Raw genomic sequence first — 12213 nt, 5'->3', positions numbered from 1 at the left:
CGGGCAGCACTTTCGTGCATCCGGTGCTGGGTCATGTGACCCGGCTATGCCTGCGGCGGCTAACCGGATAGGAGAAAATAAAAATGGCACTGCCTGAATTCACTATGGCTCAGCTTCTCGAAGCTGGCGTACACTTTGGCCACCAAACTCACCGCTGGAACCCTAAGATGAAGAAATTCATCTATGGTGAGCGTAGCCACATCCACATTATCGACCTTTCTAAAACTGTGCCGCTTTTTCACCAAGCGCTCGTAAAGGTCCGCGATACTGTTGCTAAAGGCGGCCGTGTACTCTTCGTTGGTACAAAACGTCAGGCGGCTGATCCTGTTGCTGAAGCTGCACAACGTTGCGCTCAGTACTATATGAACCACCGTTGGCTCGGCGGTACTTTGACGAACTGGCAGACTGTTGCTCATTCAATCAAACGCCTCAAAGAACTCACAGCTCTTCTTTCTGAAGGCGGCAACGTTTCCGGTCTGACTAAAAAAGAACTTCTCAACCGTGAGCGCGAGCGCGAAAAACTCGAACGCGCACTCGGTGGTATTCAGGACATGGGCGACCTGCCTGATCTGATGTTCGTTGTCGATACGAACAAAGAGCAAATTGCGATTAAAGAAGCTAAAAAGCTCGGCATTCCTGTCATCGCTGTAGTTGATACGAACTGCGACCCAGACGACGTTGACTTCCCATTCCCGGGTAACGACGACGCGGCTCGTGCCATCTCGCTCTATGCGAACTTGATTGCTGACGCAGTTCTCGACGGTCTTGCTGAGTCTACTGCGGGTCTCGGTATCGACCTTGGCGAGTCTGAAGACCTCACAGACGTTGCTGCAGCTGATCTCGCTGCTGCTGAGTCTGGCGAAGCAACTGAATAATCACTGACGCTTAGTAACCCCTAAGATAAAGGCAAATTTGACATGGCTCAGATTACCGCTGCATTGGTCAAAGACCTGCGCGAGAAAACTGGCGCGGGCATGATGGATGCCAAAAAAGCGCTCGTAGAGAATGACGGTAACGTTGAAGCGGCTATCGACTGGCTGCGTGCGAAAGGTCTTTCTAAAGCCGCTAAGAAAGCTGACCGCGTCGCGGCTGACGGCCTGGTTGCTGCAGTCGTTTCCGCGGACAAAAAGACTGGCGTCCTCGTTGAGCTAAACGCTGAGACTGACTTCGTTGCGCGTAACGAAGGCTTCCAGAAATCACTGGTTGGTTTCGCTGAAGCTGCACTCGCAACAGATGGCACATCAGAAGCTCTGTTGGCTGCACCAGCTGTTGAAGGTGAAGGCACCATCTCTGATCAGATCACGCGCCTGATCGCAACAATTGGCGAGAACATCACGCTTCGCCGCGTTGAAAAGCTTGAGTCGCCTGAAGGCGTAGTCACGAACTACATCCACGGTGCTGCAGCTGACGGCCTTGGCCGTATCGGTGTTCTGGTGGCGCTCAAAGGCGATGCGTCGGCTGATGAACTCGCTGAAGCTGGTCGTAAAGTTGCAATGCATATTGCAGCGACGAGCCCGGCTGCTGCGACAACTGATGAGCTCGACCCGGAACTGGTCGCGCGCGAGAAGCAGGTTCTTACTGAGCAAGCTCGTGAGTCTGGCAAGCCGGACAACGTGATCGAAAAGATGATCGTTGGTCGTCTGCAAAAGTTTTATAAAGAAGTGGTGCTCGTTGAACAGCAGTTCGTAATGAACCCGGACGAAACAGTTGCTCAGTTCTTGGCGTCTCAGAAAGCTGAACTCGTTGGCTTCAAGCGTGTTACGCTTGGTGAAGGCATCGAGAAAGAAGAGTCTGATTTCGCTGCTGAAGTAGCTGCAGCGACTAAGGGCTAGCTAATTCGGCTGGATTGGTTTGACCGAATCCGGCAAAGCTATCTGATGTTGCCAAAGGAGCCGAACATATGAACGAGACAACAGAAACTTCTCGATCAGATTTTCGGTACAAAAGGGTTCTCCTGAAGATTTCAGGAGAGGCCCTGATGGGTGACACAGGCTTCGGCATCGATATGGCGACCTGTGACAGGTTCGCCAGAGGGATTGCAGCGTCGGTCAAGGCCGGCGCTGAAATCTGTCTGGTTATTGGTGGCGGAAATATTTTCCGTGGTTTGGCGGGCGCCGCTCAGGGAATGGAGCGCGCACAGGCAGACCACATGGGCATGCTAGCGACCGTTATGAATGCGCTCGCAATGCAGTCCGCGCTCGAAGCGATTGGGGTGCCGACGCGCGTGCAATCTGCCATCCCTATGCATACAGTGTGTGAGCCATTCATTCGCCGCAAAGCTATTCGCCATATGGAAAAAGGCCGGATCGTTATATTTGCAGCGGGTACAGGCAACCCTTACTTCACGACGGACACAGGCGCCGCTCTTCGAGCTGCTGAGATGGGGTGTGACGCTATGCTGAAGGGGACACAGGTTGACGGCGTGTACTCAGCAGATCCGAAAAAAGAGCCCGATGCTGATCGCTATGATGAACTGACGTACCAGGATGTCCTGGCGCGAGATCTTCGAGTCATGGACGCTTCCGCTGTAAGCCTGTTACGTGATAGCAATATTCCAATCGTGGTTTTCAACCTTCATGAAGAAGGTTCTCTGCATAACGTTTTGACGGGGCAGGGTGTTTGCACGGTTATTTCGAATACCTAAGGGTAGGAACATGTCAGAAGATTATGATGAAAAGGCGCTGAAAAAGCGCATGGAGAAAGCACTTGAAGCTCTCTCGACAGAATTTGGTGGCCTGCGTACAGGTCGTGCATCTGCCAGCCTGCTCGATAATATCACTGTTATGGCATATGGTGCCCAAACGCCGTTGAACCAGATTGGTTCTGTTTCGGTTCCGGAACCGCGTATGCTCGCGGTGAATGTATGGGACAAGGTGAATGTAGGTGCTGCTGACCGCGCCATTCGTGACTCTGGCCTTGGTCTCAATCCAGTAGTCGACGGTACAAACCTTCGTATTCCAATTCCCCCACTGAACGAAGAACGTCGAGCGGAACTCGCGAAGATTGCTGGCAAGTACGCTGAGCAGGCGCGCATCAGCGTGCGTAATGTGCGCCGCGATGGCATGGATTCTCTGAAGAAGATGCAAAAAGCCGGTGATATCAGTGAAGATGAACAGAAAGTCTTTTCTGACGATGTGCAAAAGCTGACAGACCAGTACATCAAGCGCGTCGATGAGGCCCTCAAGGCCAAAGAAGAAGAGATCATGCAGGTATAATACCCTGTATGACGGGTATTATGGCTTCCCCTGGTGCTTCCGGACCCAAACACATTGCCATCATAATGGATGGCAATGGACGCTGGGCGAAACAGCGCGGGCTCCCGCGTCAACTAGGACATGAACGCGGTGTTGAAGCGCTTCGTCGTACCGTCGAAGCCTGTCGAAACCTCGATCTTGAGCACCTGACGGTATTTTCGTTTTCTTCAGAAAACTGGAAACGTCCGGCTGAAGAGGTGTCCTCTCTTTTCGCGCTTCTGCGATTATATGTGCGCCAGGATTTGAATACGCTCGCAAAAGACGGTGTGCGCGTTCGCGTTCTTGGCTCTCGACATGGGCTGCCTGACGACATTCTATCGCTCATCGAAATGGCTGAAGAAAAAACAAGCCACAACACACGCTTTCAGCTCAACATCGCCTTCAATTATGGCGCGCGGGACGAGATTGTCGAAGCGGCCAAAGCGCTCGCAAACGACGTTGAAGCAGGGCGCATGAACGCCGCCGACATCGATTCCGATGCCTTTGCAACGCGGCTCTGGTTTTCCGGTGTTCCCGATCCGGATCTTCTGATCCGCACCAGCGGTGAGTTCCGTCTAAGCAATTTCCTCCTCTGGCAGATCGCTTATAGCGAAATGATGTTTGTGGATTGTCTCTGGCCGGACTTTTCCGAAACAGAGTTGATCGACGCCATTAATGCTTACAAGTCGCGAGAACGCAGATTTGGCGGCCTGACGGTGGACGGGCTGCAATCGGAATGAATACGCCAGATCCTCGTCGCGGAGATACACTTTCGCTGAGGGTAGTTTCTGCAGCTTTGATGATTCCTGCCGGACTGTTCGTGGTTTGGTGCGGTGGTGTCGTCCTGCTCGCTGCCGGAATTCTGTGCACAGCACTCATGTGGCGCGAAGTCTGGAATGTCACAACCAAACTGGCGCTCAATTGGTCGGCATATATGGTCGGTGCGAGTGTACTGATCTCAGTTTCGCTGGCGTATTTTCAGTTTCTGCCTTCTACAGCGATTGCGGTTATATTTTGCATTGTTGCTTATGCACTTATCAAAATGTCCGGAGTGTCGTCTGCGATCTGGCTGGTAGTAGGGGGGCTTATTATCGGGCTGGCGGTACACGGTCTGCTCGAATTGAGAGGGCAGAGCGATGGGCGACTATATCTCACACTGATTGTGATGAGTGCCGTATGGATCACGGATATCGCGGCCTATTTTGCGGGCCGGGGTTTTGGTGGTCCGCAACTTGCGCCGCGCAACAGCCCGAACAAAACTTGGTCCGGTGCTGCCGGCGCTGTTATTTGCACGGTTCTGTTTGGCGCTTTGTCTGCAGGTATCATGCAAGGCCATTTGATTAACTGGATAATCTATATCGGCCTGGTGAGTGCTATCGCTCAATTAGGCGATCTGGCAGAGTCCCGCTGGAAACGAACATTTGGAGTCAAGGATTCTGGTGCCATCATTCCCGGTCACGGCGGAATTCTTGATAGGCTTGATTCTTTTTCGGCGGTTCTGGTTGCGCACGCCATAGCTTTCAGTATTGATCCCTCCTTTCCGGAGCATGCGCTAGGATTGGGCAGATAATGAAAGTAACAATTCTGGGGTCTACCGGATCCATCGGTGTCTCTACCCTTGATGTGATTTCCTATGCGAACTCTGCCGGCGATCAGGCGTTTGAAATTGACGCCTTGATCGGCGGTCGCAACGCGTCTCTCCTTATCGAACAAGCCAAAACGTTTCGTCCCAACACGGTCGTGATTCAGGATGAGAACCAGTTTTCGACTGTTAAGTCCGCCCTCGCTGATCTTGATATCGAAGTTACATCCGGTGATGCCGCAGTTATAGAAGCGGCGTCGCGCCCGGTAGATAAAGTAATGGCCTCAATTTCGGGGACCTGCGGACTACTGCCCACAATGGCTGCGATTGATGCCGGAACTGACGTCCTGCTCGCAAACAAAGAAACGATGGTTTGTGCTGGACCGATCATGAAGGCACGCGCTGTTAAGTCCGGCTCGAAGATCATCCCCGTTGATTCTGAACACAATGCCATCCTGCAATGCCTGGATGGTTCTCAGAAAGTCGAACAGTTCACTTTGACGGCTTCGGGCGGGCCGTTCCGCGATGCGAGTCTGGATCTTATTCGCGCGGCGACACCAGAGCAGGCACTCGCTCACCCAAATTGGGCAATGGGGGCTAAAAACTCTCTCGATAGTGCGACAATGATGAATAAAGGTCTTGAGCTCATTGAGGCGGTTTATTTGTTCGATATTCCCCAGTCTCAGATTGATGTTCTGGTTCATCCTCAGTCAATTATACATTCCATGGTGGCCTACGCTGACGGCTCTGTAATCGCTCAGATGGGCACGCCTGATATGAAGACGCCTATTGCATATGCGCTCGGCCTTCCAGGGCGTGTGCCTACGGATGTAAAGCGCCTCAATCTCGCCGAGCTGGCACGTCTTGATTTCCGGATGCCGGATGATGAACGGTTTCCGGCCTTAAAACTGGCGCGGCAGGCATCTGATGCCGGTCTCATTGGGACGTGCGTCTTCAACGCTGCTAATGAGTATGCCGGAAAAGCATTCCTCAATGGGGAATGCGGTTTTCTGGATATCTCTGCGCATGTAGAGTATTCCCTGCATAGGGCACTGGACAGGCAGAGCTCGGAAATGCCACACAATGTTTCGACTGTGGACGATGCATTACAGGTCACCGAAATCGTTCGGACCTGGGTTGAAGAGCGTCTGAAGAACTAAAACGGGAAATCGATCACTTTATGTCGCTTTTGCTTCAAAGCCTTCTCTATCCTGTGATGTTTGTGATCGTGATCTCAATTGTGATCGTGATCCATGAGCTCGGCCATTACTGGGCCGGCAGATATTTCGGCGCAGCTGTTGAATCCTTCTCCATGGGCTTTGGGAAATCAGTTTACGAAAAAACCGACAAGAACAATACACGTTGGCGCCTTAACTGGCTGCCACTTGGTGGTTTTGTGAATTTCGTTGCAGAGGATGGTCTGATTGAGAATGGCGGAGACGTGGAGAGCGATGGCCGAAACTTGCCTCCTGAAAAACAGCCCAAGGGTCGGCTCTTTACTGATTTGAGCGCAGGCGCACGAATTATCGTTGCGCTCGCAGGGCCTTTTGCCAATTTCATTCTGGCTATCGGTATTTTTGCCGTCATCGGAATGGTTTTGGGTGACCCGGTTCAGCGCCTTTCAGTTCATTCAGTTTTTGAAGATTCAGTGGCCGAAGAGGCCGGTCTCCAGCCGGGCGATATCTTTGTTGTTGTGAATGGGCGTGCGGCAGATCGTCAGAAGGTCATCCTCGAAGAGATAAAAATGTCTGCGAACGATGAAGTGGACATTGAAGTGCTCCGAGGTTTGGAAACTGTTCACATTACACTGACGCCGAGACGTGAAACGCAGCAGAACGAACTCGGGATTACCGAACGTACTGGATATATCGGTGTAGAGCTTGCGCGACAGATCGTTGATCGAAACCACCTCAACCCCGTCGCAGCAGTCGGCTATGGTGTGTCCGAAACGTTTTCAACGATCAGCTCGTCCGTGAATATGCTTGGGCGCATCATCACCGGACGGGAATCGCTGCAGCAATTGTCAGGTCCGGTAGGTATTGCAAGCGTCGCTGGAAACATGGCGCGAACAACGCTTGAAGCCGAACAGGTCGGTCTGGGTACGCGGCTCTACATGCTGTTGATGAGTAACCTGCAGCTCATTGCATTCATTTCTGTAGCGGTTGGCTTCTTTAACCTTCTGCCGCTACCGATTCTCGATGGTGGTGTGGTGGTCATCAACACTTACGAAGCCGTAACTGGGAAAGGGCTCTCAGAAGAGCTACTGCTGAAGTCAAAGTTCGTGACTCTCTTATTTCTTGCCGCATTGGCAATTTTCATCACTCTTGGTGATTTTGAAGAGGCTGGACTTCTTGAGGTTTTCCGCGGGTTGTAGTTTGTACTCTCGGGGCATGTTGATTTGATAGGAACGGGTAAGTCATGCGGTCATTTTTAGCCAGCGCAGTAGCGCTCTCTTCCATTATCGCTGGTGCGACCGTTTCTGGTGGTCTGCTAGCGCCGGAAGCGCATGCTCAGGCGGCAAGTTCCGACTTGATCCGCCGTGTGATCGTTCAGGGCAACGAGCGTATCGAAGCGCGCACGGTTGAGTCGTATTTGCTTCTGGAACCGGGCCAGCCGTTTGATCCGGAACGTGTTGACCTGTCTTTGAAAACGCTGTTCGAAACCGGTCTCTTTGCTGACGTTATTATCGCGCGCGATGGCGACAATCTGGTTGTTCAGGTCGTAGAGAATCCGATCATAAATCAGGTGATTTTCGAGGGTAACCGCGCCCACGATGATGAAAAGCTGAGCGAAGAGATTCAGGCAGCACCTCGTGGCGTCTTTACAGCGGCGCGTGTTCAGGCAGACGTTCAACGTATTCTGGAAGTTTATCGCCGGTCCGGTCGATTTTCCGTAGATGTAACGCCGCAGTATGTGCCTCTCGATCAAAACCGCGTAGATCTAATTTTCGAAATCACAGAAGGTCCGGTGACGGGCGTACGTTCGATCAACTTTATTGGCAACGAAGTTTATTCAGACCGTCGTCTCCGGAGCGAGATTGTAACGCGTCAGTCGCGTTTCTGGCGCTTCTTTAGTTCCAATGACAACTATGATCCTGACCGCCTCGAGTATGACCGCGAGCTTCTCCGTCAGTTCTATGCGAACCAGGGTTACGCAGATTTCCGGGTTGTTTCTGCCGTTGCTGAACTGACACCTGATCAGGAAGACTTCTATATCACTTTCACAATCGATGAGGGTGAGCAGTACGACTTCGGTGAGATCACGGTTGAAACCGCGCTCGACAAACTGAATTCCGACACGTTGGAAGCGATTATTCCAATCCGCGAAGGTACGCTGTTCCGAGGCGATCTGATCGAAGACACGGTGGATTCCCTGACCTTCGCCGCAGGTATTGCCGGTTACGCCTTTGTAGACGTCCGCCCGCGTATCGAACGCGACCCGGAAACACGTAAAGTGAACATCGTTTTCGCCATCGATGAAGGTCCGCGCGTCTACATTGAGCGGATCAATATCGTAGGCAACACACGTACGCTCGACCGGGTTATTCGTCGCGAAATGCGTATTTCCGAGGGTGATGCCTTCAACCGGGTACTGATAGACCAGTCTCGTAACAGAATCCGTCGTCTAGGCTTCTTTGAGGATGTCGAAATAGAAGAAAACCCGGGTTCACTCCCTGACCGAACAGAGGTTGATGTGCGTGTAACCGAGGGGCCAACAGGTGAAGTTTCCTTCGCCGCAGGTTTCTCTTCTGTTGATTCTTTCTTGCTCGATCTTAACTTTACAGAACGAAACTGGCGTGGTCGTGGTCAGTATATTGCCAGTCGGATACAGACAAGCTCACGTCAGCAAACTATTGATTTGAGATTTACGGAGCCGCGTTTCCTCGACCGTGATCTCGTTGCCGGTCTGGATATTTTCTCGACTCGTACAGATTTTCTTGACATTGCTGACTACGAAACACAGACAATCGGTGGTAGCGGCCGTATCGGTTTTCCGTTGACGGATCGTATGAACATGAATCTGCGCTATACTTTGCGTCAGGACGATGTGCAAATTCGTGATCGGGATATTGTGATCGATGGGAACGGCCGGATTGTTCGTGATCCAAACTTCCCATTCTTTATTGTTTCGGTAGAGCCTATCCCCGATAATATTCCTAATGGAGGCCAGATCGTCGACCAGTGTGACCTGGCGAACCTTGATCGTACGTCACTTTGTCGTCAGGAACGTACTGATTTGTCTTCTATTGTCGGCTATAGCTTCAGCTGGGATCGCCGCAATGATCCGATACGTCCAACTCGAGGCTTCGATCTTGGATTTAGCCAAGAAGTAGCGGGTTTTGGTGGTGACGTTTTCTATGTAAAAACAGAAGGTGTCGCTACTTTCTATCGTGGTATCTGGAGAGACATTATTGCATCACTACGCTTTAGTGGTGGCTATGTTACCGCATTTAATGATGACGATCTTCGGATCAATAATCGCTTTTTCCGTGGTGGTAATACATTCCGTGGTTTTGATGTTGCGGGTCTTGGTCCCCGGGATGTCATTATCGATATGGACACAGCGGGTAATGTGACAAACATCCGTCGCGCGAGCAATCAGAGTTCACTTGGTGGTAAAGTCTATGCGATTGGTACGCTCGAACTCGCCGTCCCGAATTTTCTTCCTGAGGAATATGGCATACGTACGTCTCTCTTCACTGAATTCGGCACTGTAGGTCTGCTCGATGAAGCTGACCGTACCCAGGAGCAGGTGTTTGAGGTAACCGATGTAAATGGTGACGTAACAGGCTACCAGATTCTTCGTACAGAGGATGAAACATCGCTCAGGGCAGCTGCGGGGCTCAGCGTTTTCTGGGATTCTCCTTTCGGACCAATCCGGTTCGACTTCTCCCAGATACTAGCAAGTGAGGAGTATGACCGCACGGAAACATTCCGCTTCAGCACATCTACTCAGTTCTAAGAATAAAAAGGTTTTAGTTCATGTTTAAACTCAAATCGGCTATGAAAGCTTTCGGTGTTGCGATTGCGGTCGCCGTTATTGCTCCTCTGGCTTCAGCACAAACTGTGCTTGTTCTTGATCCGGCTCGTGTTGTTCGCGACAGCGCTGGAGGACAAGACCTTTATAGTAAGGTTGAACAAATTGGTTCGGCTATGCAGGCTGAACTCGCGCCGCAACAACAAGCACTGCAGACTGAACGTGACTCTCTTGACTCACAGACGGCCGGTCTGTCGCGTGAACAGGTAGAAGCTAATCCGGCTCTCCTTCAGCAAGTACAGTCTTATTCTCGTCGTTTACAGCAACACATGGCGACCACAGAACGTCGTTCTCAGGAATTGCAGCAAACAGAAGCTCAAGCCCTTCAAATTTTGGGTGAACGCATGCGTGCGGCAGTAGAAAGCATACGAACTACCCGAAACGCCGATATCGTTTTGAATGGTCAGGGTGTTTATCAGGTTTCACCGAACGCTGATATTACAGATGCTGTGATTGAAGAACTAAACCGTACGTCGCCAACCATTCCGGTGACACGCGTAACGCTGCCAGATCAATCCGCAGCGCCAGCGCAATAGGCTGACAACATCAGATGCACGACCTGCGTTTTTATCACACGCTGAGGGAGCTAACCGTAGCTGATGTTGCGGCCCTCACGAGCGGTGAAATCCGCGGTGATGGAGATCAGGAACTCATCACTATCGCTCCGGCTGACAAAGCGACAGCCGGAGTTTTATCTTTTTTTGCGTCTGGTAAGGTCGAAGCTCCAGAGCAGAATGATCTCTATGGCGCCTGCATCACGACCGAAAAACTCGCTGACGCGTTACCATCGACGCTTACGCTCATATTGGTGAAAAACCCGCACAAAGCCTTTGTTCAGGCGGCAAATGCCTTCCTGAGGCAGCGTACCATCATGGACACAGGATCGGGGCTGGGCGCTCCCAGTATAACTGATGATGCCCGCCTTCATCCTACCGCGATTATAAGTGACGGCGCTGAGATTGGTGAAGGAACTGAAATCGGTCCCTATACGATTGTAGGCCCTGGTGTGCGTATCGGACGCGACTGTAACATAGGCGCAAATGTCGTGATCGAGGCAGCGCTTATCGGAAACGACGTCACCATCAAATCCAATGCAGTATTGGGCGGATCGGGCTTTGGCCTGTTTCCAGACGATCAGGGCTTAAGCGCGATTCCCCATTTTGGTCGTGTGGTAATCCAGGACCGTGTTGGGATTGGTTCCAACGTATGTATTGATCGCGGTGCGTTTGACGACACCGTAGTCGGCGAAAACAGCAAACTCGATAATCTTGTTCATATCGGTCACAATGTTCATATGGGGCGAAACAGCTTAATGGCAGCCTTTGGCGGGGTGTCAGGGTCTGTTAAAATAGGTGATTGGGTGCAAATGGGCGGGCGTGTTGGCTTGAGTGATCATGTCACTATCGGAGATCACGCAAAGCTTGCAGCGAATTCGGCAGTGCTCAAATCTGTACCGGCTGGTGAAATCTGGGGCGGAGCTCCAGCGCAGCCGATTAAACAGTTTTGGCGTGAAGTCGCCTGGCTTAGCCTCAACGCTAAAAAGAAAAGCAAAAAGGACTAGCCGCGATGGCTGACATCCATGAAACCGCCATTATTGCGGATGGTGCACGGATCCACGAAAGTGCGCGCATCGGGCCATACTGCACCGTCGGTCCTCATGCCAAAATTCATGAGAATGTATCTCTTCACTCATTTGTAGTCGTTGAGGGCGATACTGAAATTCATGCGGGCTGCGAACTTTATCCATCTGTTACTGTTGGAATGAAGCCTCAGATTTTGGGCGTGAAGGACGATGTGTACCGATGTGTTATTGGTGCGGGTACCGTGCTTAGAGAGAATGTCACTGTACACGGTGCAACGCCGGGCACAGGAGATGCAACACGCCTTGGTGAAGATTGCTTCTTAATGGTCAATTCTCACATCGGTCATGATGCTCAGCTCGGCAGTAAATGCGTTCTTGCTCCAAATTCAATGGTCGGCGGCCATGCGCGTCTGGGAGATCAGGTCTGGATGGGCGGGGGTGCCGCTATCCATCAGAATTCCTGGGTTGGCGATCACGCCTTCATCGCCGCGGGTTGTATGCTGACTGGTGATGTCATTCCGTACGCTGTTGCTGAGGGTACTGAATCGAAGCTGGCGACACTGAATGCCATAGGACTGACACGTCGTGGTTTCTCTCGTGCGGACCTTAAATCGATCCGACAGGTTTACCATTATTTATTCCTCGGGGACGAAGGCACGTTCAAAGAGCGTCTTTCAACTGTCAGGGAAAAATTCGCTGGTGAGGAGGCTGCCTTAAAGATCGTGGATTTTGTGGAGCATCCTCGCTCTGGCAGAAAGCTCTGTGCTGCGTAAGGAGAG

General features: G+C 51.7%; 12 protein-coding genes. All 12 read left to right on the top strand.

What is annotated here, in order from left to right; translation table 11 throughout:
* Nucleotides 1-83 precede the first annotated feature (83 nt).
* The 12 genes from rpsB to lpxA all read left to right on the top strand — a co-directional run bounded on the left by rpsB (nt 84) and on the right by lpxA (nt 12207).
* Nucleotides 84-875 (top strand): 30S ribosomal protein S2, encoded by a 792-nt coding sequence (gene rpsB / locus G523_RS0112940; protein WP_022695486.1) that lies wholly within the window; start codon nt 84-86, stop codon nt 873-875.
* Between the two features lie 42 nt (nt 876-917).
* The gene (tsf, locus tag G523_RS0112935; RefSeq protein WP_022695485.1) at nt 918-1832 is read left to right on the top strand and encodes a translation elongation factor Ts; all 915 of its coding nucleotides are present in this window, start codon (nt 918-920) and stop codon (nt 1830-1832) included.
* Between the two features lie 68 nt (nt 1833-1900).
* Nucleotides 1901-2644 carry a UMP kinase gene (pyrH, locus tag G523_RS0112930; RefSeq protein ID WP_022695484.1) on the top strand — a complete coding sequence of 248 codons (744 nt, stop codon included), beginning with the start codon at nt 1901-1903 and terminating at the stop codon, nt 2642-2644.
* 10 nt (nt 2645-2654) lie between these two features.
* Complete coding sequence (frr, locus tag G523_RS0112925; protein WP_022695483.1) at nt 2655-3215, top strand: ribosome recycling factor; 561 nt, start codon at nt 2655-2657, stop codon at nt 3213-3215.
* A gap of 20 nt (nt 3216-3235) precedes the next feature.
* Nucleotides 3236-3973 (top strand): isoprenyl transferase, encoded by a 738-nt coding sequence (locus G523_RS0112920; RefSeq protein ID WP_027441726.1) that lies wholly within the window; start codon nt 3236-3238, stop codon nt 3971-3973.
* Nucleotides 3970-4803 (top strand): phosphatidate cytidylyltransferase, encoded by an 834-nt coding sequence (locus G523_RS19290; RefSeq protein WP_081648820.1) that lies wholly within the window; start codon nt 3970-3972, stop codon nt 4801-4803. The genes G523_RS0112920 and G523_RS19290 overlap by 4 nt, the downstream gene beginning before the upstream one ends.
* Entirely contained in the window at nt 4803-5975 is a 1173-nt protein-coding gene (gene dxr, locus G523_RS19285; protein WP_022695480.1) for a 1-deoxy-D-xylulose-5-phosphate reductoisomerase, read from the top strand. The genes G523_RS19290 and dxr overlap by 1 nt, the downstream gene beginning before the upstream one ends.
* Nucleotides 5976-5995: 20 nt before the next feature.
* A complete protein-coding gene (locus G523_RS0112905; protein ID WP_022695479.1) occupies nt 5996-7189 on the top strand; it encodes a M50 family metallopeptidase in 1194 nt (397 codons plus the stop codon).
* A gap of 44 nt (nt 7190-7233) precedes the next feature.
* Nucleotides 7234-9777 carry an outer membrane protein assembly factor BamA gene (gene bamA / locus G523_RS0112900; protein ID WP_022695478.1) on the top strand — a complete coding sequence of 848 codons (2544 nt, stop codon included), beginning with the start codon at nt 7234-7236 and terminating at the stop codon, nt 9775-9777.
* 20 nt (nt 9778-9797) lie between these two features.
* Nucleotides 9798-10388 carry an OmpH family outer membrane protein gene (locus G523_RS0112895; protein ID WP_022695477.1) on the top strand — a complete coding sequence of 197 codons (591 nt, stop codon included), beginning with the start codon at nt 9798-9800 and terminating at the stop codon, nt 10386-10388.
* Between the two features lie 14 nt (nt 10389-10402).
* The gene (gene lpxD / locus G523_RS0112890; RefSeq protein WP_022695476.1) at nt 10403-11413 is read left to right on the top strand and encodes a UDP-3-O-(3-hydroxymyristoyl)glucosamine N-acyltransferase; all 1011 of its coding nucleotides are present in this window, start codon (nt 10403-10405) and stop codon (nt 11411-11413) included.
* Between the two features lie 5 nt (nt 11414-11418).
* Nucleotides 11419-12207 (top strand): acyl-ACP--UDP-N-acetylglucosamine O-acyltransferase, encoded by a 789-nt coding sequence (lpxA, locus tag G523_RS0112885; RefSeq protein ID WP_027441725.1) that lies wholly within the window; start codon nt 11419-11421, stop codon nt 12205-12207.
* The last annotated feature ends 6 nt before the right edge of the window (nt 12208-12213 follow it).

Origin of the sequence: Ponticaulis koreensis DSM 19734, assembly GCF_000420665.1 — a bacterium.
Taxonomy (GTDB): Bacteria; Pseudomonadota; Alphaproteobacteria; order Caulobacterales; family Hyphomonadaceae; genus Ponticaulis; species Ponticaulis koreensis.
This window is presented reverse-complemented; position numbering and strand designations above follow the sequence as displayed.

Bases quoted from the DNA above. Each gene is read 5' to 3' on its own strand.
- rpsB (WP_022695486.1), top strand. From the start codon at position 84: ATGGCACTGCCTGAATTCACTATGGCTCAGCTTCTCGAAGCTGGCGTA.
- tsf (WP_022695485.1), top strand. From the start codon at position 918: ATGGCTCAGATTACCGCTGCATTGGTCAAAGACCTGCGCGAGAAAACT.
- pyrH (WP_022695484.1), top strand. From the start codon at position 1,901: ATGAACGAGACAACAGAAACTTCTCGATCAGATTTTCGGTACAAAAGG.
- frr (WP_022695483.1), top strand. From the start codon at position 2,655: ATGTCAGAAGATTATGATGAAAAGGCGCTGAAAAAGCGCATGGAGAAA.
- G523_RS0112920 (WP_027441726.1), top strand. From the start codon at position 3,236: ATGGCTTCCCCTGGTGCTTCCGGACCCAAACACATTGCCATCATAATG.
- G523_RS19290 (WP_081648820.1), top strand. From the start codon at position 3,970: ATGAATACGCCAGATCCTCGTCGCGGAGATACACTTTCGCTGAGGGTA.
- dxr (WP_022695480.1), top strand. From the start codon at position 4,803: ATGAAAGTAACAATTCTGGGGTCTACCGGATCCATCGGTGTCTCTACC.
- G523_RS0112905 (WP_022695479.1), top strand. From the start codon at position 5,996: ATGTCGCTTTTGCTTCAAAGCCTTCTCTATCCTGTGATGTTTGTGATC.
- bamA (WP_022695478.1), top strand. From the start codon at position 7,234: ATGCGGTCATTTTTAGCCAGCGCAGTAGCGCTCTCTTCCATTATCGCT.
- G523_RS0112895 (WP_022695477.1), top strand. From the start codon at position 9,798: ATGTTTAAACTCAAATCGGCTATGAAAGCTTTCGGTGTTGCGATTGCG.
- lpxD (WP_022695476.1), top strand. From the start codon at position 10,403: ATGCACGACCTGCGTTTTTATCACACGCTGAGGGAGCTAACCGTAGCT.
- lpxA (WP_027441725.1), top strand. From the start codon at position 11,419: ATGGCTGACATCCATGAAACCGCCATTATTGCGGATGGTGCACGGATC.